Origin of the sequence: Parasediminibacterium paludis (genome assembly GCF_042651445.1) — a bacterium.
Lineage (GTDB): Bacteria > Bacteroidota > Bacteroidia > Chitinophagales > Chitinophagaceae > Parasediminibacterium > Parasediminibacterium paludis.
In genome coordinates this window covers 37,872-61,987 of sequence record NZ_JBHSDC010000002.1, presented here as the reverse complement: position 1 = coordinate 61,987, position 24,116 = coordinate 37,872, and the positions used below count along the sequence as shown (strand labels likewise).

Below are 24,116 nucleotides of genomic sequence, written 5' to 3'. Positions count from 1 at the left end.
TTATTGCCATTACCATCCTATTTTCTGTTCATGAAAAAAATTAAGGCAACCCATATTGAAATCATTTATGTCGTTCATCAAGCAGACAGTAGCTTCCTAAAAATGAATCCTGTTCTTAAACGATATCATTTTGAATTACAAACTTTACCTATAAACGAATTTGAAAGATTATATGGTGAGGCATTTAACTTAGGTCCAATAAAAGATAGATGTCAAAATATGCCAATTACTATCCCTCAATATAAAAATGATGACGAACGTACGTTTTATATCAGCAAAGAGTTTTACCAAAAAATGATGTATCACTATGGTGTTAGCTGCAATTTTTTTGAAACGGGTTATGTGGTATTTTTAAAAGCCGCAAAAACGTCTTTCGTCGAATCTGCGAGTGATTTTTTAACTGTACTGCTATTTGCAGAGGATTTAAATAAAAAAATAATTAAACTTGAATATTATTTACGATTGATTCGGTATGGTTTCTTTGAGTTTGATACATCATTTGCCCATATAGTTCAAACGGCAAAAATAATTCCACTAAAGTTAAATCCATCTTTTACACCTGCCACTATCAATAAAATACCTTATCAGGAAAAAGACAATAATTTGTTATCTGCCTTGTTAAGAGCAGAGTCTGGCATTGCAGAATATATAAATATTGCATTGCAATCTTTTGATCAAACGCTCCACATCGAGAACATAAAAATTAGGTTTGTACAGCTAATGCAATGTCTAGAAATGTGTCTTAATAATTTTATTTATGAATCTACCTCGCAAATCATTGCACAACATACTTCAATCTTATTATCGAGAGATAAAGAACAAAGAAATACTATTTACAATGAAGTAATTGAGTTTTATGAGATTAAGAAAAATATTCTTATAGGTAATTCAGCATCATATAATAACAATATTTCTTTTCAAAACATATTAAAAACGAAAGTTGAAACGCTTGAAAATATGTCAAGAGATATCCTGAAAAAACTAATCCGGCTCAACATAAAAGAAAAAGAGCAGTTTATGTACGAACTTTCATTAAAAGCCTCACAAATACATCAAAAGATGTAAATTATTTTGCTTATTGGCAGTGTATTTTTACAATATTCCTGAACGATAATTTACACATGAGTACTCAAAAAACCTTTTTATACGTTTACTCACTAGAATTTTACAAGTATTTACTCATTAGATTCAAGTGGTAATATATCCCAGATAAAAAATTAGATGCATTTCGTTCTGTTAAGTGACTTATAGCGCCTAGATTTTCAATTGTACATCATTGTCGTTAAATCTCGTCCAAGTTTACTTATATTAAAATTACTGCATTTAACAATGATTCTTCTTTAGAAAAGTTTGATAGCTAGTCCCCTTGTTAGACGATAATTTTTAAAGTCTATTTAAGCAGAGTATCCTGCAATTGCTTAGAGATATGTCATGCGTTTGACAACTTATTGTGAGTAAGCATTTTACATTTTTTCCACTCCCTTTACAGAAATTTATCGGATGGTACTTAATTATGTTTCAATATTTTCTTTTTTGTTGCGAGATGTATTTCAATAGTACAAAATGAGCATTTAGCATATCTAAGATTTATTTGAGAGTATATAATTCATCAAATCATTGTCTTTCCTAAATGCAAAATGTCTATATTAATTTTGAGCCATCAATGATATAAAAGGCTTCTAGGAGTAAAACGAAGCAATATGTAACAAATGTTACCACCTAGCTTTTTATGCAAGAGTAAGTTTGTACCCTTAAGGGTAAAGCATACCATCTTTTTCTGCTTCAAACAAATTAATTACCATGGCGAAAATAATCGTATTAGGCGCAGGTGTTGCTGGACATACTGCTGCATCATACCTACAAAAAAATTTAGGTAAAGAACATCAAATAACCGTTGTTTCGCCGAGTGTCAATTACCAATGGATCCCTTCCAATATTTGGGTAGGTGTTGGTAGAATGACTGCTGATGAAATAAAGTTTGATTTACGACCTCTTTATAAAAAATGGGGCATCAAATTTTTACAAGCAAAAGCAATTAATTTTTTCCCTGAAGGTGATAATAAAACAGATAATGGCTATGTAGAAATAGAATTTACTTCCAAAGAACAAAAAGGTGAAAAGCAAACGGTTGAATACGATTTCTTAATTAACGCTACAGGCCCTAAGTTAAATTTTGAAGCGACAGAAGGATTATTACCTGGTACAGGCAATATCGCTTCTGTATGTACTTTTTCTCATGCTACTGAAGCCTGGCATTTGTTACAAGAAAAATTAGACAATATGCAAAAAGGTCAAAAGCAAACTTTTGTAATTGGCACAGGACACCCCACAGCTACTTGTCAAGGTGCAGCTTTTGAATATATTTTAAATGTTGATTTTGAAATTAAAAGACGTGGTTTAGCAAAGCTGGCAGAAGTAATTTGGATTACTAATGAATACGAATTGGGCGATTTTGGTATGGGAGGTGCCTTTATTAAAAAAGGCGGTTTTATATCTAACACAAAACTTTTTGCCGAATCTTATTTTGTAGAAAGGAACATCAATTGGATTAAAAGAGCTGGTGTTAAAAAAATTGACGACCAAAAAATTTATTACGAAAACCTAAATGGTGAATATTTAGAACAACCTTACGATTTTGCTATGCTTATTCCAGGTTTTGCAGGGCATGGATTTAAGGCTTTTAACAAAACTGGGGCTGACATCACAGACAAATTATTTGCACCGAATGGCTTAATGAAAGTAGATGCAGATTATACACCAAAATCCTTTGAAGATTGGTCTATACATGATTGGCCACAAACCTATCAAAACCCTAGTTTTCCCAATATTTTTGCACCTGGCATCGCATTTGCCCCGCCACACGCTATCTCAAAACCTATGACCAGTAAAAATGGTACACCCATCTTTGCAACAGCACCTCGTACTGGTATGCCTTCAGGTGTTATGGGGAAAGTAACGGCTGACAATATTGTTGAATGGATTAAAACAGGAAGTCCTACCATCAAACACAAAGCTTCAATGGGTAAAATGGGAGCAGCTTGTATTGTATCGGCAGGTTATGGCATGAGTAAAGGTACTGCTGCTACGATGACGGTAAGCCCAGTTGTACCCGATTGGGAGAAATATCCAGAATGGGGTCGAGACATAAAAACAACCATGGGCGAACCTGGTTTAGCAGGACATTGGTTAAAATGGTTGATGCACTACATGTTTTTATACAAAGCTAAAGGCAAACCATTTTGGTGGTTAATTCCAGAGTAATCAATTCATAATAAACCATATATCATCATGGAAAATAGATTAATCATCAGTAAATATTCTGATCAGTTTTATCCACCTACGCCCACTAATTTTACATTGTTTCTAAGGCATTTTATTCCCTTTCAAATATTCCGTTTTTTAATCCTAAACTTCAAAATTATTAAAATAGTGGTTAAAGGTCACTCTTAGATATTTTTCTGCATAACATCACAAATAATAATTTTATGGACGTAGAAATTCTCAGCAGAATCCAGTTTGCATTCACCGTTAGCTTTCACTATATCTATCCGCCATTAAGCATTGGCCTTGGTGTCATGCTAGTAGCTATGGAGGGCTTGTATTTAAAAACAGGAGATAAGATTTATGAAACCATGACAAGGTTTTGGATTAAAATCTTTTCCCTCATTTTCGGTATTGGTGTAGCCACAGGCATTGTAATGGAATTTGAATTTGGCACCAATTGGGCAACCTATTCTCGATATGTGGGCGATATTTTTGGCAGTGCTTTAGCAGCCGAAGGCATTTTTGCATTTGCACTAGAAAGCGGCTTTTTGGGCTTATTATTATTTGGCTGGAATCGTGTATCGCCAAGGGTACATTTTTTCGCAACCATTATGGTAGCCTTAGGCTCTATGTTTTCAGCCATTTGGATTGTGGTAGCAAATTCTTGGCAACAAACACCCGCAGGTTATCATATTGTGGGTGAAGGCATGAAAGCAAGAGCAGAAATTACCGACTTCTGGGCCATGGTATTTAATCCATCATCAATAGAAAGATTGTCGCATGTATTAGTAGGTGCTTTTTTAGCAGGCTCTTTTTTAGTATTAAGCGTTCATGCCTATTATTTGGTAAAAAATAGACATATTGCTATTTCTCGTAAAGCCTTTAAAATCGCTTTAGTGGTAGCCACTATTTCTGGTCTGTTACAACTATTTACTGGTCACCACGCGGCTACTGGTGTAGCTGTAAACCAACCAGCGAAGCTTGCAGCTTTTGAAGGCCACTACGACAGTATGAAAGCTGCCGATATGTATTTGCTAGGTTATGTGAATCAAAAAGAGCAAACAGTTACAGGCCTAAAAATTCCTGGGGGCCTGAGTTTTTTACTGTATCAAAATTTTAAAAAACCAGTTAAAGGTTTAAATGCGTTTGCGGTAACCGATAGACCAAAGCCAATTAACGCCATCTTTCAAATCTATCATTTAATGGTGTTGATTGGTATGACTATGATTGGGTTAACATTACTTGCCATGTTTTTATGGTGGAAGGGTAAATTGTTTGAATATAAGTGGTTAATGACCATCTTTTCCTTCTCAGTTATTCTACCACAATTAGGCAATCAGCTAGGTTGGTTTTCTGCCGAAATGGGTAGGCAGCCTTGGGTAGTGTATGGCTTACTTAGAACTAGCGATGCATTGTCAAAGGCGGTAAAAGCAGACCAAGTAATTTTTTCACTCTTCTTATTTACATTCATTTATACACTATTATTTGTGCTGTTTATTTACTTGTTAAATAAAAAAATAAAACATGGTTTTGATGAAAATAAACCAGAAGAAATCCCCGACTATTCTAAACGTAATAACCCTATACTAAACTAATTAATATGCCTACATTTTTGGGATTAGATTATCCAACACTCTGGTTTTTAGTAGTGGGTGCTGTATTTACAGGCTACGCCATTTTAGATGGTTTCGATTTAGGAGCCGGCGCTTTGCATTTATTTTTTAAAAAAGAAGAAAGTAGACGCATTGCATTGAACGCAATTGGCCCTGTTTGGGATGGTAATGAAGTATGGCTAGTTATTGGCGGTGGTGCCTTATTTTCAGGTTTTCCAGAAGTTTATGCTACGATGTTTTCAGCATTTTATATCCCGTTCATCCTGTTTTTAACTGTACTAATTTTTAGAGCTATCGCTATTGAATTTAGAAGCAAGGAAAAAATGTTGTGGTGGCGAAAAACTTGGGATATTATCTACTCATTTTCGAGTGCGTTAATTGCAATTCTGCTAGGTGTAGTTTTAGGTAATGTGATGCAAGGAATACCCATTGATAAAAACTTTGAATACCAAGGTGGTTTTTTCAACTTGTTAAATCCCTATGCTATCATTACAGGTATTACAACACTTGCATTATTTATGATGCATGGTGCTACTTATTTAATCATGAAAACCGAAAGTAGGTTGCACACCAAGTTGAAAATCTTGGCAAAAAATACTAGCCGCTTTTTTGTCATTACCTATGTTACTTTAACAATGGCTACTTTAATTTATTTGCCACAAACAGCCGACAAGTTTAGAGCCCATCCTCTATTATTTTTTGTGCCATTATTTACTATACTCACCATCATCAATACACGTAGATTATTAGAAAAAGGGGTGTATTTCAAAGCTTTTTTGTCATCCGCTTTAACATCAGCTTTATTGTTGGTTACCGTTACTATTAATATTTTTCCAAATATTGTTGTATCTACCATTAATCCCACTTACAATATCACCATTTACAATGGTTGTTCATCTCAAAAGTCTTTAAGCATTATGCTTATTATTGCTGCAATCGGCGTTCCATTAGTTGCAGCTTATACAATATTTGTTTTTTGGACTTTTAGAGGTAAAGTAAAAATGGACGATATGAGTTATTGATATTAATTTATTTTAACCCGTAGATATTTTGTTCCAAAATTGGCTATACAAATGCAGTGCTTTTTGATTTGTAACATTTGTAACCAACTTGAATTCTAGATTCAGCCAAATTTGTTCAAATCATTAATTGACCTATGGAAATATTGGGGTTTTTATTAGCGGCGTTAATAGGCATATCACTTGGACTTATCGGTGGTGGTGGTTCTATTCTTACAGTTCCAATATTAGTATACATATTAGGCATTAACCCTGTGCTCGCCACTTCTTATTCTTTGTTTATTGTGGGTACCACTTCAATGGTAGGTGCAATTAATAATTATAGGAAAGGCTTTGTAAGTATCAAAACGTCTTTTCTATTTGGCTCATCCTCTATTTCTACTGTTTTCTTAACCAGAAAATTACTCGTTCCAAAAATTCCAACCATACTTATTACAATAGCACATTATCAAATAACACAATCAATGGCTATTATGGTTCTGTTTGCAATGCTAATGTTGCTAGCATCTACCGCAATGATAAAGGAAGGCAAAATGAATTCTGCTTCTAAGGATGAAACAAAGCTTGATTCAATACCTATATTTAAATTATTTATATATGGCGTTTTAATAGGTATGGCTACAGGCTTTTTGGGTGCGGGTGGTGGTTTTCTCCTAATTCCTGCATTGGTACTTATATTCAAATTGCCGATGAAAAACGCTATAGGCACTTCTCTATTAATAATTGCCTTAAACTCATTAATTGGTTTTACTGGTGATATAGGACATGTAAGAATTAATTGGAACTTTCTGATTCTTATTACTAGTATAGCGATAATTGGAATATTTATTGGTGGTTTAATAGCCAAAAAAATAAATGGGAATAAACTAAAAAAAGCATTTGGATGGTTTGTTCTAATAATGAGCTTCTACATTCTTCTAAAAGAACTATTGTTTGCATAAATGCTTTTTACTGGTTTTTAGATTAAATTGAACTAACCAATATCTATAACTATTTTTTTGATTATAAACATAATACTATATGCACGTTGAACAAATTTATACTGGATGCTTAGCACAAGGTGCTTATTATATTTCATCAAATGGCGAGGCCGCCATCATAGATCCATTGCGTGAACCCGCACCTTACATCAAACGACTTGAAAAAGACAATGTTAGACTGAAATATGTTTTTGAAACGCATTTTCATGCCGATTTTGTAAGTGGTCATATAGATTTAAGTCATCAAACAGGTGCAGCAATAGTGTACGGTCCAATGGCTAATCCAGATTTTGAAGCGATTATTGCAAAAGATAATCAAATATTAACAATCGGAGATATCAGTATTCAAGTATTACACACGCCAGGACATACTTTAGAAAGTACTACCTATTTACTTAAAGATGAAAATGGGAAAGATTATTGCATTTTTAGTGGCGACACATTATTTTTAGGCGATGTAGGTCGCCCAGATTTAGCACAAAAAGCTGCTAACATGACACAGGATGATTTAGCTGGCTTGCTATATGAAAGTTTAATGACTAAAATAATGCCGCTCGCCGATGATGTAATTGTATATCCGGCCCATGGCGCAGGTAGTGCTTGCGGAAAAAATATGATGAAGGAAACCATAGATACTTTAGGCAATCAAAAGCAAGTAAACTATGCCCTTAAACAGCCCAATAAGTCAGCATTTATAACCGCCGTTACACAAGGATTACTTCCCCCACCAAGTTATTTTGGATTAAACGTAGCCATGAATAAACATGGTTACGCAAGCTTTGAGAGTATTCTAAACAAAGGGATGCAAGCTTTAACACCAGATGAATTTGAAGCCATCGCAGAAAATACTGAAGCGCTCATATTAGATACAAGAGCTGCGGTAGATTTTTATCAAGGTTTTATTCCGCAGTCTATTAATATAGGCTTAAATGGCGATTTCGCTCCTTGGGTAGGCACTTTAATTGTAAACGTACAACAACCCATTTTATTAGTTACAGCAGTAGGAGCGGAAGAGGAATCCGTAACAAGATTAAGCCGAGTGGGATTTGATAATATACTAGGTCATTTACATAACGGCTTTAAAGCATGGCGTTCTGCTGCTAAAAATGTAGATGCTGTAGAACGTATATCAGCAGAACAATTTGCCAAAGAAGTTACTACAGAAACTGATTATGTCATTGACATAAGAAAAGAAACTGAATATATAGTAGGACATGTTGAAAAAGCTTACAACAAACCACTCGATGATATTAATGAATGGATAAGTGATATCGATCCTAAAGTACATTTTTATATGCATTGTGGGAGTGGCTACCGTAGTATGATTGCAGCCTCAATATTACATGCAAGGGGCTATCGAAACTTTACTGAAGTTGCTGGAGGTTTTAAGGCAATTAGTAACACAGGCTTACCCATAGCAGATTTTGTATGCTAAACTAAATTATTAAAGGCTCAAGCCAAGTTAAATGAACATCATATTACAGCATTTCATAAGTAACATTTATTAGTTACCTATAGTTATTAATAACAAATTATTACTGATGACTACCAACATCTGGAACGAACGATATAGCAAATCTGAGTACATCTATGGCGAGATGCCCAATGTATTTTTAGCAGAACAGTTGAGCAAATTACCTGCAGGCAATATTATTTTCCCTTGTGAAGGCGAAGGTAGAAATGCCGTTTATGCAGCAACCAAAGGCTGGCATGTAAAAGCATTTGATAGCAGCGAAGCAGGTAAAGCAAAAGCAATGCAATTGTGCGCCAAGCATAGGATTGTAATAGATTATACCATTTCAGATGCTACTCAAATAGACTATCCTCAAAATAGTGCAGATGTTGTCGTGTTTATTTTTGCGCATTTTCCACCAGCAGTGAGAAAACAAATACATCAAAAAGCCATTACTTGGTTAAAGCCAGGCGGTAAGGTGATTATGGAAGCATTCAATCCGCAACAATTAGATTATAGTTCAGGCGGTCCTAAAGACTTGTCAATGCTATATACCTCAGAAATGTTATCAGATGATTTTAAAAGCGTAAAAATAGATACATTACAATCTTTAGAAACCAATCTTGATGAAGGCGCTTTTCACCAAGGCAAAGCTGCTGTAATACAATTGGTGGCTACTAAATTGTAATCTAATACTGGCTATTTAACAAGAAATAAATATTTAGCCAGTTTGTTGAAAGTGACAAATGTTACCATCTACCCGGTTTAGTTCAGGCAGTTTTGCACTAAACAAGAAAGGTGATGAAACAACTACAACATTCAATGATGAAAGCACTGCTGATATTGGTATCAAGTGTTTTTACAACCACCATTGCGGCACAATCTACAAAGCAACTAACATTAGATGAAGCCATTAGTAGTGCCTTAAGTAACAACAAAGCGGTACAATTAGCCAAAATGGATGAAACCATTGCTACTGCTAATTATCAACAAACTGAAGCTATTTATTTACCACAGGTTGGGTTGAGTTACACAGCATTTAGCACCAACAATCCTTTAAATGCCTTTGGTTTTAAACTGCAACAAAAAAGCATTGCACAAAACGACTTTAATCCCGATTTACTCAATCATCCTGGTGCTACACCAGATTTTACCACTAAGTTAGAAGTACAACAACCCATAATTAATCTGGACGCTGTGTACATGCGTAAAGGAGCTGCTAAGCAAATAGAAGTGTACCAATACAAAACGCAACGCACCAAAGAATACATAACCTTTGAAGTGCAAAAAGCCTACTTACAACTACAACTAGCATACGATGCAGTGACAGTACTAGAAGATGCATTAGCAACAACTAAAGCCTTATATACGTTTACAGAAAATCATTTTAAACAAGGTCTAATTCAAAAGTCAGACTTATTAAATGTACAAGTACAAGTAGCTGGTTTAGAAAATAATTTAGCAAAAGCAAACAGCAATATTGGTAATGCGTCAGATTATTTAAGTGCATTAATGGGGCAACCTTTGGGTACACTTTATACAGCAACTAAAACTGTATTTACTACTATAACTAAAGATTCCATCGCTAATACAAGAGCCGATTTTATGGCCATGCAAAAGGCCATTGATGCGAGTAATTTAATGATACAATCTAGCAAAATGAGCCATTTACCTAAGCTGAATGGATTTGGTGACTATCAGCTAAACGATAGTAGAATGTTAGGTTTTGGTGCAGGTGCATATTTAGTGGGTGCACAATTATCTTGGAATATTTTTCAGGGTCATAAAACAAAAAATACTATTGCTGCACAAACACTAGAACGTAATAAACTAGCAGCACAATTAGCACAGCAAAAGGAACAAAGTAATGTTGAATTGAGTAAAGCAAAAAGAGATATTATCGATGCTCAAAGTGAAATAACCAAACAGAAAATAGCTATAGAACAGTCTGCAGAAGCCTTGCGCATCTTGCAAAACCGTTACGAGCAGGGGTTAGTAAATACCACCGATGTAATGATGGCGACCACACAATTATCACAACAAAAATTTGGTTTAGCACAAGCCATTTTCAACCAAAATTTAAGCAAAGCATATACCCAATTATTAACTAGTTCTGTCACTAAATAATTCTAATTAACATGATATTTCAACAACAAAAATCTGCAACAATTTTAGTAGTTCTTGGCATCGCCTTGTTAACGGCTTGTTCAAGTAAAGAGAAAACTGCAACCGAAACTAATATTGGCCCAGCCATCAATGTTACTTTGGCTACACCATCTGGCAACAATGGAAACACCGTTAATATCAGCGGGCAAGTTGAGTCATCGCAAACGGCTAATATTAGCACAAGGGTAATGGGTTACATCACTTCGTTACAAGTAAAAGTAGGTGATAAAGTAAGAAAAGACCAATTAATTGCAACCATTAGCAACCAAGATATTTTAGCAAAAAGGGCACAAACCGATGCAGCTATTGCCGAGGCAGAAGCTACTTTAAAAAATGCTCAAAAAGATTATGACCGATTCACCGCTTTGTACAAACAACAAAGTGCTTCGGCAAAAGAATTGGATAATGTAACGCTACAATACAATGCAGTTAAAGCAAGAGTAGAAGCAGCTAAGCAAATGCGTAATGAGGTAAATGCAATGTTGAGCTATACCACATTAACAGCACCCTTCAGCGGTACAGTAACACAAAAAATGGTGGATGCTGGTAGCATGGCTAATCCTGGAATGCCAATTGTTAGCATTGAACAAGCAGGTACATATCAAATAAGTGCAGCCGTACCAGAAGCAGAAATCAACCAAATAAACCAAGGACAATTGGTAGAGGTAACTATTCAGTCTGCTAATAAAACGTTTAAAGGCAGTGTCACACAAATCAACCAATCATCTCAGTTTACTGGTAGTCAATACATTATTAAAGTGAGCATCCCAGACAATGAAAAAGCTGGTTTGTATGCTGGCATGTACGCAACCATTGTACTGACTAATACCAATAAAATACCTACTACCAATAGTAATACGGTTTTAGTGCCGTTATCTAGTATTGAAAATAAAAATCAGTTAACAGGTATGTATACAGTAAGTGCAAATCATACGGCCTTACTACGTTGGGTACGCTTGGGTAAAACTTTTGGCGATAAAGTAGAAGTACTAAGTGGCTTGGCTAATAACGAAACCTTTATAACAAGTGCAGATGGCAAACTATACAATGGTGTGGCAGTGAAAGAAAAGAAGTGAATGGTGAATAGTCAATGGTCAAATAGAAAAATTAATTAAACCTACGCCAAACTAGCCCCACCGTTGGAGGGGGTGGAAGGCTATTAATACAACATTATGGAAAAAGGATTTTCAGGCAATATAGCAAAGGCATTTTTGCAGTCGAAATTAACAATACTGTTAATGGGTGCATTCTTGCTGATAGGTGCATACAGTACCTACTTGATACCAAGGGAAGAAGAGCCACAAATTCAAGTACCAATGGCAGATATTTTTATCGGCTATCCTGGTGCTGAACCAAAAGACGTAGAAACCAAAGTGGCAGCACCATTAGAAAAAATAATTTCAAATGTAAAGGGTGTTGAGTATGTGTATTCAACCTCAATGAAAGGTCAGGCAATGCTGATAGTGCAGTTTTACGTGGGTGAAGATGTAGAACGTTCTCTGGTAAAATTGTACAGTGAATTGATGAAGAATATGGATAAAATGCCGCAAGGGGTTACACTGCCATTAATTAAAACTAGAGCAATAGATGATGTGCCAGTATTGGGTCTAACACTGTGGAGCGAGAAATACGATGACTATCAGTTGAAACAAATTGGGCAAGAATTAACCAATGAGGTAAAGAAGATAAACGATGTATCTGACATTAACATTTTAGGTGGCAGAAGTAAAGAAGTAAAGATAATGTTAGATAAGAACAAGATGGGAGAAAACCATGTTGACTTTTTGTCTATCAGTAAACAAATACAAGGGGCTAATGTGCAAATGCAAGGTGGAAATTTATTACAAAAAGATACCGCATTTTCAGTAGAAACAGGCAACTTTTTAACCACAGCAGATGACATAGCTAATTTAGTTGTTGGAACCAATCAGCAGCAACCAGTGTACCTGAAACAAGTAGCCAAAGTAGAAGAAGCACCAGAAACGGCAAACCAATATGTATTGTTTGGTTATGGTAAAGCAGACACAGCAAAAGCGAATGCATACAAGTCTAGCTACGCAGCGGTGACCTTATCTATTGGTAAAAAGAAAGGTGCAGATGCAATGAAATTATCTGAACAGATTTTGTCAAAAGTGGAGCATTTAAAATCTCAGTTACTACCAAATGATATACATCTAACGGTTACAAGAAATTATGGCGAAACCGCATCGGATAAAGTATCTGAACTATTGTTTCACCTATTTATTTCTATAGTAGTTGTTACGTTGTTTGTAATGCTAGCTATGGGCTGGCGTGGCGGTTTGGTGGTATTTTTATCGGTACCAGTAACATTTGCATTGACACTGTTTAGTTACTACATGATGCATTATACACTCAATCGTATTACCTTATTTGCACTGGTATTTATTACTGGTATTGTGGTAGATGATTCCATCATTATTGCAGAGAACATGCACAGGCATTTTAAAATGAAAAAGATGCCGCCATTGCAAGCTGCTATCTATGCCATTAACGAGGTAGGCAACCCAACTATCTTGGCTACATTCACAGTAGTAGCAGCGGTTTTACCAATGGCATTTGTATCTGGCATGATGGGACCTTATATGAGTCCAATGCCTATTGGTGCTTCCATTGCAATGATGCTGTCATTAATTGTAGCCTTAACGTTAACACCTTATCTAGGCTATATCTTTTTACGTGAAAAAGAAAAAAAAGGAATCCACCATGAATCAAGTAAACCACTTTCCTTGGAGACATCTGGTATTTATAAAATATACAGTAGCGCAATAAAACCCATGTTAGAAACTCGCTGGAAACGCTGGACCTTTATATTAAGCATTATAGTTATTTTATTGGGTTCATTATCTATGTTTTATACCAAAGCCGTAGCTGTAAAAATGTTACCTTTTGATAACAAGAATGAGTTTCAGGTGGTGATTGATATGCCTGAAGGCACAACTTTAGAAAAAACACAAGCAGTTGCTAAAGACATTGCTGAGTATGTTGCTATGCAACCAATGGTGGTCAATTATCAAGCTTATATTGGCACATCTGCTCCGATTAGTTTTAATGGCTTGGTACGTCACTACGATTTAAGAAAGGGCGAAAACGTCGCAGATATTCAGGTGAATTTGGTTGATAAAAAAGACAGAAGTATTCAAAGTCATGGTATTGCAAAACAAATGCGTGGGCCAATACAGGCCATTGCTAAAAGGTACAATGCCAATGTAAAAATTGTAGAAGTGCCGCCAGGGCCACCTGTACTATCAACCTTAGTGGCAGAAGTGTATGGTCCTGATTATAATGCGCAAATAAAGATCGCTAATCAAGTGAAGATGATGTTTAATAATACTAAAGATGTGGTAGATGCAGATTGGATGGTTGAAGATAATCAACCTGAATACCATATTTCCGTAGATAAAGAAAAAGCCATGCGCTATGGTGTCGCTGCAACACAGGTTACTGCCACTATTAACGTTGCTTTATCTGGAATGACGGTTGGCTATGTATATCAACCAACAGCTTACAATCAAGCAGGTATAAAGCTGCAGTTAAGCGATGCAGATAAGACTAATATTGACGATATATTAGACCTGAAAATTACTGGCGCGCAAGGTAACAGTGTACCAATACGAGATATAGTAAGTGTAAATAAGCAAATTAAACAAAAAAGCATTTATCGTAAAAACCAAAAAGAAGTAGTTTATGTATTAGCCGATATGGCTGGTAATCTAGAAAGTCCTTCCTATGCAATTGCTAATATTTCCGACAGCTTAAAAAACATCCAAGTACCTAAAGGTTTTACACTAAAGGAAGAATATACGCACCAACCAGCATTAGAAGATAATTATACTTTAAAATGGGATGGTGAATGGCAAATTACGTACGAGGTTTTTAGAGATTTAGGTATTGCTTTCGCTGTGGTAATTATTATGATTTACATATTGATTGTAGGTTGGTTTCAAAACTTTACAGTACCCTTAGTGATGCTTGCGGCTATACCATTATCATTAGTTGGTATTGTGTTAGGTCATTGGTTAATGGGTGCATATTTTACAGCTACATCTATGATTGGTTTTATTGCCCTTGCAGGTGTAATGGTGCGTAACTCAGTATTGCTGATTGACTTTATTAATATCCGTTTACGTGAAGGTGTACCTTTAAAGCAAGCTATTATTGAAGCAGGTGCTGTGCGTACCACACCTATTTTATTAACCGCTGGCGCAGTGGCTTTAGGTGCTATCATTATTTTATTCGACCCTATTTTCCAAGGTCTCGCAATTTCATTAATGGGCGGAACTATTACATCAACCTTTTTAACCTTGTTGGTAGTGCCATTATTATACTACAAAATGATGCGTAAACAATATCCTGACAACAAAAAATAAAATCAAGATTATGAAACTATTAATCATCACTTGTTTAAAAGAAAGCTTCAATGCTGCAAGCAACTTGCTTAAACAATCTCATATTCAAGCTTTTAGTGCCACCGATGTAACGGGTTTTAAAAATAACCAAGCTGTAGATTTGGCTGCTGCTTGGTTTGCCGCTGGAGACGAAAAATTTGATTCTATGTTCATCTTCAGTTTTACTACCCAAGAAAATGCAGCAGCAGGCTTAATTGCCATTAAGCAGTATAATGCAGAAAATGACACTGATTTTCCTATAAGAGCTTTTATTGTACCCGTAGATGCAGCAAGTTATTAATCTAAAAAATAAAAAATTAACCCATGAGAGAAAGAATTATTCGTGCTGTTGCTGGCACATTTGTATTAACTAGTATTGTTTTAACCTATTTTATAAACGTTAATTGGCTTTGTCTAGGCGTGTTTGTAGGTGTTAATTTATTACAATCTTCTTTTTCCAAATTTTGCCCATTAGAAAAAATATTAGATGCTGCTGGTGTTGAAAGCAATGTTACCAAAAAAGGATGCTGCTAGCATTAAACTACAATACTCAATTTTATTAAGTAATTTTAACGCCTAATAAATAAATTAGGCGTTAAAACTATTTGCACGTATGAATGAAACTTTTGAACCTGCATTACTACAAGAAATAGAAACATTTGGCGAATTGCGTACGTTTAAAGAAGGCGATATTATTATGGATTATGGCAAATACATTCTTATGATGCCTTTAGTAGTAAAAGGAACTGTAAAAGTGTTACGCATGGACGATTCGGGTAAAGAACTCCTACTCTATTATTTATCTAGCAACGAAAGTTGCTCTATGGCTTATAGCTGCTGTGTAGAAGCCAAAAAGAGCGAGGTAAAAGCTATTGCAGAAGACGATGTAGAACTCATTGCCATTCCTCATATTAAACTAGATGAATGGTTGTGCAAATACCCTAGTTGGAAAAATTATATCATGCGTAGCTTTAACGATCGCTTTTTGGAATTATTAAGATCTATAGAAAGTATTGCATTTCACAAATTAGACGAACGTTTAATAGCTTACTTGAAAGAAAAGCAACGTCTTACAGGTTCTCGTGTTATCAAAGCCTCACACTATCTAATTGCAGATGAGTTAGCAACTTCAAGAGTTGTCGTCTCTCGCTTGCTAAAACAACTGGAAAATGAAGGCAAACTACTCTTGTACCGGAATGAGATTAAGCTACTTAATAGCTTTTAGCCATTTTTATGATATTTATGGGGCAGCAAGACTAGCCCACACACTAACTTCTTATTAAAAACGTTAGGTATTGTGATCGTTACCAACTATCGCTCATATCATCAACAAACAAGAGGTTATGACATTAAATATTCGCCTATTCTGTTTTAGCATTTGCATTTGTATTTCTACAATCTGTTTTGGACAAGGCAATGCTTTGGGTTTACATGTAAGTACCACTGAATATGTAGGCGGACTTAACAACAACAATTTTGGCGATCTCTATCAATTTAAATTTTTTGCACCAGGTGCTGGCATATCATTACAGCAGCGGCTTAACGCTTCTTTCAATTTGGTTGAATCAGCTTTTTACGATAAGGTACAGTACAAAACCCCAGATAAAACCCTTGGTGTAGATGCTGATTTTTTTACCCTTAATTTAAAATTGAAATACAAATTTAATAATGGGTATTTGTTAAGCGAGAAAGCCTTTTTTGCGCCTTTTTTAACGCTTGGTGCTGGCGGCACCTATATCAGCTCTATTAATTCTGGCACGTTTCAAGCGCCTTTTGCAGTTAATGAATTTAGAACAGACTTTGCAGGAGGAGCAGGCGCGGTTATTCGATTTAGCGAAAAGTTTTACCTAGAATATGCCGCTACTTTTCACCAACCAGTATACGATGGTTGGGATGGCGTTACACAGGGCAATAGAGGCATGTATTTACAACACAGCCTTGGCTTAATATTTACCTTAAAACAACATGAGAAAAAAGATAGCGATGGCGATGGCGTAAAAGATAGTAGAGACAATTGTCCAGAAACACCTGCTGGCACGAAAGTAGATTTTTGGGGCTGCCCTGTAGGACTAAAGAGTAATGACGATGATAGCGATGGCGTAAGAAACCGCTACGATGAATGCCCTAATACACCAAGAGGTACGCCTGTAAACGATAGAGGCTGCCCCGTAACGCCTCCGGTAGTAAGAAGTAATGACGATGATGGCGATGGTGTAAAAAACCGTTACGACGAATGCCCTAATACACCACCGGGTACAAAAGTTGACGAAAAAGGCTGTCCTGAAAAAGTGTATACAAATGATTATAGCACAACTACCACTGCGCCGCCTGTAGATGGCGACGATGACGGTGACGGTGTACCTAATAGTAGAGATATGTGTCCTAGAACGCCCAGAGGTCAAGCAGTGAACTATTATGGCTGCCCAGCGGCCGATAATGGCGATAATGATGGTGACGGCGTACCTAATAGTATAGACAAATGCCCTTATACTTATGGCAGTAGCAGTAACTTCGGGTGTCCTGAAGTCCGTGAAGAAAGCAAGAAACGCCTAGACTTTGCCACCCATGGTATTTATTTTGAAACAGGTAAAGCCACCATTAAACCACTATCCTATGCCGTTCTAAACGATATTGTAACCATTCTGCAAGAATATAAAGATTACCATGTGCGTCTTGCAGGTCATACTGATGCCATAGGTAGCGATGCCAATAATTTTCAACTATCTGATGCAAGGGTGATCTCGGTAAAAAACTATTTTGTGAGCAAAGGTGTAGATGCTTACCGCTTTGAAACCCGCGGCTTTGGCGAAACTAGACCCGTAGCTAGCAACGCCACTGTAGAAGGCCGCGCTGAAAATAGACGCGTAGAGATACAATTGTTTTTAAAATGATAAAGTCTTATACAGGCATAGCTATTTAAAAGGAAACATCCTTAATTCCGAGCTATACCCGAAGTATACCCGAAGTATGGATAGTGTATGAGGAGTGTATGAAATGACTTATGTGATTTTGCAGAGAATGCATATAATAAAGGTGGCATATTTTGCAATATTTGTCTTATCAGAAATACATTTTTCGTAATTAATTTTCATGTTAATATTTATTTGCTTAGTGTATTTCCTATTTTGAAATAGATAACAGCGCTAATGCCAAATAATTAATACAAGGATAGATGCAAGTATGTTATCACATATATTTTTTAACACATGTTATAAATATTTACTAAATAGTTTGTCAGGTAAAAAATAGCCTATCATTTGACTTGATTTAAATTAGCAGTAAACTATCGATAAACCATTATTTACTGGTGTCCACCTTTTCTTCTGCCTTCCAAAAACTTCTGTCTACGTATTTCTTGAACAGGTACATTGTTTATTTTACTCTCTAGCCAACCAATAATATCTAAATACATAAAACTCCTGCTTTCTAAAGGATTACCTTCTAGCTTTTTTAATTTTTCTTTTAGGGTAACAAAAGCAGGTATCAGTTTTTTGGGAGATAAAGAGAAAGATTTACGAATGAACTTAAATACTTCTTCTTCAACGATGCTCAAATTATTCATTTTAGCCATGAATCGATAGACTGATTTAATTAAATATTCAAGTAAGGCATCATTACCTAGTTCATAATGCGCTATTAGGTGCAGCAAACGTGCATAGCACTGTAAATCCGTTCTTAGATTAACTTTCCAATGGATGATTTTATTTAAGTATTCGATGGCTTTTTCATTATCACCACTACCAAAATATAAGCAAGCTATTTTGTAGTAAAACACCAATACTCTGTGCTTATCCAAATGCAATTCATAGGCTTTTAGTTGTTCGTTGATATACGGTACTAGTGCTAGGCCTTCTGTAAAAGTACCTTCAAGAAAGTGCTTATTTATTTTGCTAATATGCAAATACACAAAGGTTTGTATGGCTGCATTATGTGTATTTTTAGCCGCATCAGATTGTGCAAATTGCTCAAAACGTTGCAGATCTATCTCAAATTTATCAATATTATTAAGGTTAAAATGTGCACTTAATAAATTGTGCATACCCCGTATATATTGGCCTGCTTCTATCGTTTGCATAAAGGGAACTTCTTCAAACAACTCTACCCATTTTTTGGTGTAGCGGTAATACATTAATAAATCTTGTAGAATAAAACCATACCAACAATAAGCTTGGTACAAATACAATTTCTCATAAAAGCCCATTTCTTCTATGCGATAAACTGGTAAATTGGTTTCAAAAAAAGATTGAATAGCATGAACATCTTTTTTATCGCGTGCATGGCCATGTTGGATATACCAACCATACATCTGCAAGGCTAGATTAGATAATTTACCTATTAAGCTTAAATGTTGGTTAATGGTATCGCTTTCGGCACTTAAAGCCTCTGCCCTATTACCGATGCTTCGGGTAATGTGAAGTGCTTCAATTTTCTTCTCAAAAATCACAGCCTGCAACTGAAACGTAATTTGGTTGTGTTGCTTCGCAATCTCTTTTATTTTGTCTAAAACCTTTAAACTTTGAAAATACAAGCCTTTATTATAAAGTATTTTGGCAAAATCCATTTGCTCATGCAACTGAATATCAATGTTGTCATCATCTTTTAATAAGCGTAAGCTGCTCAATATTTGCTTATACAAATGCGCTTTGGCGTTAGATAATTGTTGTTTAGAAATTGCAGGTATTTTTTTCAGAAGAGCCGTTTCGTCGTAATCGGCAAGCTTATCTAAAGCATCAAATAGTTGAATAATTTTCAAATTATCATCAGCCGAATTGCGTTGTACATATAGCTTAAAATTACGCTTTTCGCCCTTTTCAAGCGACTTTACAAGTTGAAATAAGTTGTCTGTACTTCTGTTAGGCATCGTAATTAAATTTAGCTAAAATCCTTACCAGTATTCACTTTCGCAAGAATTACCATTATTTATACCCTGTAAAATAGAACCAAGTTTGGCAGATTTTATAAAGTATTGCAAGGTAAGTTCGTATGCTATTGCTTGTAAAACTTCAATAGATAAAGTTTTTTTACTAAAAAAATTATCGTTCCATGTCACAAGAACATGTATACATTTTTGATACTACCCTACGCGATGGCGAACAAGTGCCAGGCTGTAAGTTAAACACGAAAGAGAAAATTGCGTTGGCATTAGCCCTTGAAGAATTAGGTGTAGATATCATTGAAGCAGGTTTTCCGATGTCTTCTCCCGGCGATTTTGAAAGTGTGAATGAGATTTCTAAAATAGTTAAAAACGCTTCTATTTGTGGGCTTACCCGTGCTGTACAAAAAGACATTGAGGTAGCTGCAGAAGCATTAAAATATGCTAAAAGACCTCGTATTCACACAGGTATTGGTGCATCTGATATTCACATCAAACACAAGTTCAACACTAGCAGAGAAGATATTTTAGCCCGTGCCAAACAAGCGGTTATTTGGAGTAAAAACTATGTAGACGATGTAGAGTTTTACGCTGAAGATGCAGGCCGTGCCGATATTGCTTTTCTTGCCAAATTAGTAGAAACAGTGATTACTGCTGGCGCAACGGTTGTCAATATTCCTGATACTACGGGTTATTGTTTACCACATCAGTATGCAGCAATTATTTCATATCTTAGAAACAATGTGCCAAATATTGACAAAGCGATTTTAAGCTGTCACTGCCACAACGATTTAGGTTTGGCTACTGCCAATTCTATTGCAGGTGTCATCGCTGGTGCGCGTCAAATTGAGTGTACTATCAATGGCCTTGGCGAACGTGCTGGCAACACGGCTTTAGAGGAAGTGGTAATGATTTTGAAACAACACCAATTGGGTTTAAACACCAATGTAGTTAGCAAAAAACTACACCCCCTTAGCCGTTTGGTAAGCGAAACGATGCGTATGCAAGTGCAGCCGAATAAAGCCATTGTTGGTGCCAATGCCTTCTCACATTCAAGCGGTATTCACCAAGATGGTTTCTTAAAAGAAGCCACTACTTACGAGATTATGAACCCAGCAGAAGTTGGTGCAGATACTTCAAAGATTGTATTAACCGCTCGCAGCGGTCGCAGTGCTTTAGCGTTTCGTTTTCACAAGTTAGGCTATCAATTTACCCGTAACGATGTAGATACTTTGTACGAGCAATTTTTGCAAATAGCCGATAGCAAAAAAGAAGTTTTAGATGAAGATTTACATAAAATGGCTGAAAGTAAAGTCACTGTGGAAGTGTAACATTGGTGTAAGGCACACAGATTTTGCATTATATCATATTTATACAACTAGCAGCCGTCTTATTGTTAAACATAGTTACATTACATACCCTTTCGCTTAATCTTTTTATCAACATAAATTATGACTCAAGCATTAAACATTATCGAACAAGCACAACATAGCTATCTTAAAATACACCAAGGTTTAAGTATTGAACAATTAAACAATATTCCTGAAGGTTTTAAAAACAACCTAATTTGGAATTATGCACATATTGTTTCGGCATTACAAATGTTATGTTATGGTCGTTCAGGCTTGTCACTTCGAGTTGACGATACGTTTGTACACACTTACAAAGTAGGTACAAAGCCAGAAGGCTTTGTTGATGAAACAACCTATGCAATTTATCAAACCTATGCAGCAGAAAGTATTGCGAAGCTAAAAGAAGACTATGCGAGCGGTTATTTTGCGCAGTTTAAGCCATTCACCACAAGTACTGGTTTTGAAATCAACGATGTTGAAACCGCAATTATGTATGTAATACAGCATCATGGTATGCATTTAGGTTATTCAATGGCAATAAAAAAATTGGTGCTTTAATGTCATTTACAAACATGAAAAAAAATATTGCAGTTATATTAGGTGATGGTATTGGTCCGGAAGTGACCCAACAATCCATAAAAGTATTAAACGCAGTGGCCGAATATTATGGTCACGATTTTAATTATAAATTTTGTTTGATGGGTGCCGATGCGATAGACAAAACAGGCAACCCATTACCTGATGAAACAATAGAAGTGTGCCTAGAAAGCGATGCTATTTTGTTTGGTGCTATTGGTGATCCAAAATACGATAATGATCCTAATGCTAAAGTACGTCCAGAACAAGGCTTATTGAAGATTAGAAAAGTGTTACAACTGTATGGCAATATTCGTCCTACAACTATCTATCCATCGCTACAACACTTATCACCACTCAATCCCAAGCATTTAGAAGATGTGGATTTGGTAATTTATCGGGAGTTAACAGGTGGTATTTATTTTGGTAAAAAAGAAACAAGTGCTGATGGCAATTCGGCTACAGATACTTGTACTTATAGCGTAGAAGAAATAGAACGCATAGCGCATTTGGCATTTAAAGCAGCACAAATTCGTCGTAAAAAGTTAACCTTAATAGATAAAGCCAATGTGTTAGAAACATCACGGTTGTGGCGTAAAGTGGTGCAAGGTTTAGCCATACAATACACTGATGTTACTGTTGATTATATGTTTGTAGATAATGCGGCCATGCAAATGATTCTAAACCCAAAACAGTTTGATGTGATATTAACAGAAAATATGTTTGGCGATATCATCAGCGATGAAGCAAGTGTACTAAATGGTTCACTAGGTTTAGCGCCTTCGGCTTCAGTAGGTAATATCACGGCCTTGTTTGAGCCTATTCATGGTTCCTACCCACAAGCTGCAGGTAAAGACATCGCTAACCCAATTGGTTGTATTTTATCGGCCGCCATGATGCTCGATTATTTCGGTTTGCACAAAGAAGCCAATAAAGTTCGTGCAGCTGTTTCATGGACGCTTGATAACAAATTTGTAACTAAAGATATTGACCCAATCAACTTTTATTTTACTTCAACCTTGGGCGAATTAATAGCTGATTATGTTGGTAATAAAATTGTAGGTGAAGTCAATCAAGAAAATATTTTGTTGCGTAAGTCAACAGTGATATAAGTCTGAACGAAGATGTTATAGCATTATTCCGATTAACAAATGGATTGTGAAGTACATTTTATGAAACTAGCAGAAGAATATCAATGTAGCTGTTGTTGCGTCGCACACTGGAGCAATTGAAACTTTGAATCAGCATCGTCTGAACAATGATTAAAGAAAAAAATAGCAGTTCTGGGAACATTAAAAACATCAAAAAATATGAGTTACTATAACGAAAATACCATCATATATCACAACGGTGCATTTGTAAAAGCAGCAGATGCAAAAATTGATTTGTATAGCCAATCTTTACACTATGGGTATTCTGTTTTTGAAGGCATTCGGTCTTACAAAACAGTGGATGGTAGTACCAAAATATTTAAGCCAGTTGAACATTTTCAACGTCTACAAGCTTCTGCCGAAGCCTTGAATATGCCTTACAAATGGACGGTTGAAGAATTAATTGAGGTAACTTACAAAGTATTAGCTGACAATAATTTGGGTGATGCTTACATCAGACCATTGGTGTATGCACCTGCCAATATGAGTTTTAACCTAAACACTGAGTCGTACTTAACCATACAGGCATGGCAAATGGCACCTTTTTTAGGAGACAAATTATTGCGCGTCATGACGTCTTCTTTTCAACGTCCAAATCCTAAAGGGTTCACAATGACAGCAAAAGCGGGTGGCCATTACGTAAACTCAATTATGGCAAGCCAAGAAGCAAAAGCAAAGGGTTTTGATGAAGCCTTATTAACAGACATTGAAGGCTTTGCCGCTGAAGCACCTGGTGCCAATGTGTTTTATGAAAAAGACGGCAAATTATTTACACCGAGTTTAGGCAATATTTTACCTGGCATTACAAGAGCTACGGTATTTGAAATATGCGGTGAATTAAATATTGAAGTGATTGAAAAAAAGTGCACCGTTGCTGAAATGTATGGTGCAGATGCAGCCTTTTTCTGTGGCACTGCTGCTGAAGTAATAGGTATTGAAAGTATCGACAATAATGCATTTGCAAAAGATTGGAACGAAACAATAAGCAGAGACATTCAACTAGCATATAAAAACTTGGTTATAGAAAATAAAAAAGTGGCATTGAATGAGCTGTTGGGTGTTGAGTGATAGGAACACTGATAACGCAGATTGAACGAATTAAAGCGGATTATTAATTGTTTTTGAAAGCACTTTGCTAAAGCCATAGAGGATTTTATAACTAACCCAAGGCTTAAGACTTGGGTTAAAATCAAACAAAAAGATTGGCTTTAGCCAAAGTGACATATAACTGGAAAGCTGATGATGTAATAGGGGACTTTTAGA

Annotated in this window: 19 protein-coding genes; 18 read left to right on the top strand and 1 reads right to left on the bottom strand. The window is 35.9% G+C overall.

Annotation, left to right across the window (positions count from 1 at the left end; translation table 11 throughout):
- Nucleotides 1–30: 30 nt before the first annotated feature.
- The 14 genes from ACFOW1_RS00780 (at nucleotide 31) to ACFOW1_RS00715 (ending at nucleotide 17,792) form a co-directional block, all read left to right on the top strand.
- The gene (locus ACFOW1_RS00780) at nucleotides 31–1,065 is read left to right on the top strand and encodes a hypothetical protein (RefSeq protein ID WP_379011544.1); all 1,035 of its coding nucleotides are present in this window, start codon (nucleotides 31–33) and stop codon (nucleotides 1,063–1,065) included.
- 735 nt (nucleotides 1,066–1,800) lie between these two features.
- Entirely contained in the window at nucleotides 1,801–3,261 is a 1,461-nt protein-coding gene (locus ACFOW1_RS00775; RefSeq protein ID WP_379011542.1) for an NAD(P)/FAD-dependent oxidoreductase, read from the top strand.
- Nucleotides 3,262–3,485: 224 nt separating this feature from the next.
- Complete coding sequence (locus ACFOW1_RS00770; protein WP_379011541.1) at nucleotides 3,486–4,859, top strand: cytochrome ubiquinol oxidase subunit I; 1,374 nt, start codon at nucleotides 3,486–3,488, stop codon at nucleotides 4,857–4,859.
- A 5-nt stretch (nucleotides 4,860–4,864) separates the two neighbouring features.
- On the top strand, nucleotides 4,865–5,899 hold the full coding sequence (cydB, locus tag ACFOW1_RS00765; protein ID WP_379011539.1) for a cytochrome d ubiquinol oxidase subunit II: 1,035 nt from the start codon (nucleotides 4,865–4,867) through the stop codon (nucleotides 5,897–5,899).
- A gap of 134 nt (nucleotides 5,900–6,033) precedes the next feature.
- A complete protein-coding gene (locus ACFOW1_RS00760) occupies nucleotides 6,034–6,837 on the top strand; it encodes a sulfite exporter TauE/SafE family protein (RefSeq protein ID WP_379011537.1) in 804 nt (267 codons plus the stop codon).
- 79 nt (nucleotides 6,838–6,916) lie between these two features.
- Nucleotides 6,917–8,311 carry an MBL fold metallo-hydrolase gene (locus ACFOW1_RS00755; protein WP_379011536.1) on the top strand — a complete coding sequence of 465 codons (1,395 nt, stop codon included), beginning with the start codon at nucleotides 6,917–6,919 and terminating at the stop codon, nucleotides 8,309–8,311.
- Nucleotides 8,312–8,417: 106 nt separating this feature from the next.
- Nucleotides 8,418–9,017: a class I SAM-dependent methyltransferase gene (locus tag ACFOW1_RS00750; protein WP_379011535.1), complete on the top strand. Its 600-nt coding sequence runs from the start codon at nucleotides 8,418–8,420 to the stop codon at nucleotides 9,015–9,017.
- A 113-nt stretch (nucleotides 9,018–9,130) separates the two neighbouring features.
- Nucleotides 9,131–10,456: a TolC family protein gene (locus ACFOW1_RS00745; RefSeq protein ID WP_379011532.1), complete on the top strand. Its 1,326-nt coding sequence runs from the start codon at nucleotides 9,131–9,133 to the stop codon at nucleotides 10,454–10,456.
- A gap of 11 nt (nucleotides 10,457–10,467) precedes the next feature.
- Nucleotides 10,468–11,571, top strand: coding sequence for an efflux RND transporter periplasmic adaptor subunit (locus ACFOW1_RS00740; protein WP_379011531.1), 1,104 nt, complete (start codon nucleotides 10,468–10,470; stop codon nucleotides 11,569–11,571).
- Nucleotides 11,572–11,667: 96 nt separating this feature from the next.
- Complete coding sequence (locus ACFOW1_RS00735) at nucleotides 11,668–14,883, top strand: efflux RND transporter permease subunit (RefSeq protein WP_379011530.1); 3,216 nt, start codon at nucleotides 11,668–11,670, stop codon at nucleotides 14,881–14,883.
- A gap of 10 nt (nucleotides 14,884–14,893) precedes the next feature.
- The gene (locus tag ACFOW1_RS00730) at nucleotides 14,894–15,202 is read left to right on the top strand and encodes a hypothetical protein (protein WP_379011528.1); all 309 of its coding nucleotides are present in this window, start codon (nucleotides 14,894–14,896) and stop codon (nucleotides 15,200–15,202) included.
- Nucleotides 15,203–15,225: 23 nt separating this feature from the next.
- Nucleotides 15,226–15,435 (top strand): YgaP family membrane protein, encoded by a 210-nt coding sequence (locus ACFOW1_RS00725; RefSeq protein WP_379011526.1) that lies wholly within the window; start codon nucleotides 15,226–15,228, stop codon nucleotides 15,433–15,435.
- Nucleotides 15,436–15,514: 79 nt separating this feature from the next.
- Entirely contained in the window at nucleotides 15,515–16,126 is a 612-nt protein-coding gene (locus ACFOW1_RS00720; RefSeq protein WP_379011525.1) for a Crp/Fnr family transcriptional regulator, read from the top strand.
- Between the two features lie 118 nt (nucleotides 16,127–16,244).
- A complete protein-coding gene (locus tag ACFOW1_RS00715) occupies nucleotides 16,245–17,792 on the top strand; it encodes a thrombospondin type 3 repeat-containing protein (protein ID WP_379011523.1) in 1,548 nt (515 codons plus the stop codon).
- Between the two features lie 410 nt (nucleotides 17,793–18,202).
- Here the strand turns inward: ACFOW1_RS00715 and ACFOW1_RS00710 are convergent, their stop codons facing one another.
- Complete coding sequence (locus ACFOW1_RS00710) at nucleotides 18,203–19,762, bottom strand: hypothetical protein (protein WP_379011522.1); 1,560 nt, start codon at nucleotides 19,760–19,762, stop codon at nucleotides 18,203–18,205.
- 182 nt (nucleotides 19,763–19,944) lie between these two features.
- On the opposite strand from ACFOW1_RS00710, the gene ACFOW1_RS00705 reads away from it, so the two are divergent.
- The 4 genes from ACFOW1_RS00705 (at nucleotide 19,945) to ACFOW1_RS00690 (ending at nucleotide 23,921) form a co-directional block, all read left to right on the top strand.
- Entirely contained in the window at nucleotides 19,945–21,105 is a 1,161-nt protein-coding gene (locus tag ACFOW1_RS00705) for a 2-isopropylmalate synthase (protein WP_379011520.1), read from the top strand.
- A 120-nt stretch (nucleotides 21,106–21,225) separates the two neighbouring features.
- Nucleotides 21,226–21,684 (top strand): DinB family protein, encoded by a 459-nt coding sequence (locus tag ACFOW1_RS00700; protein WP_379011518.1) that lies wholly within the window; start codon nucleotides 21,226–21,228, stop codon nucleotides 21,682–21,684.
- A gap of 14 nt (nucleotides 21,685–21,698) precedes the next feature.
- Nucleotides 21,699–22,814, top strand: coding sequence for a 3-isopropylmalate dehydrogenase (leuB, locus tag ACFOW1_RS00695; protein ID WP_379011517.1), 1,116 nt, complete (start codon nucleotides 21,699–21,701; stop codon nucleotides 22,812–22,814).
- Nucleotides 22,815–23,012: 198 nt separating this feature from the next.
- Complete coding sequence (locus ACFOW1_RS00690; protein ID WP_379011514.1) at nucleotides 23,013–23,921, top strand: branched-chain amino acid transaminase; 909 nt, start codon at nucleotides 23,013–23,015, stop codon at nucleotides 23,919–23,921.
- Nucleotides 23,922–24,116: the final 195 nt, after the last annotated feature.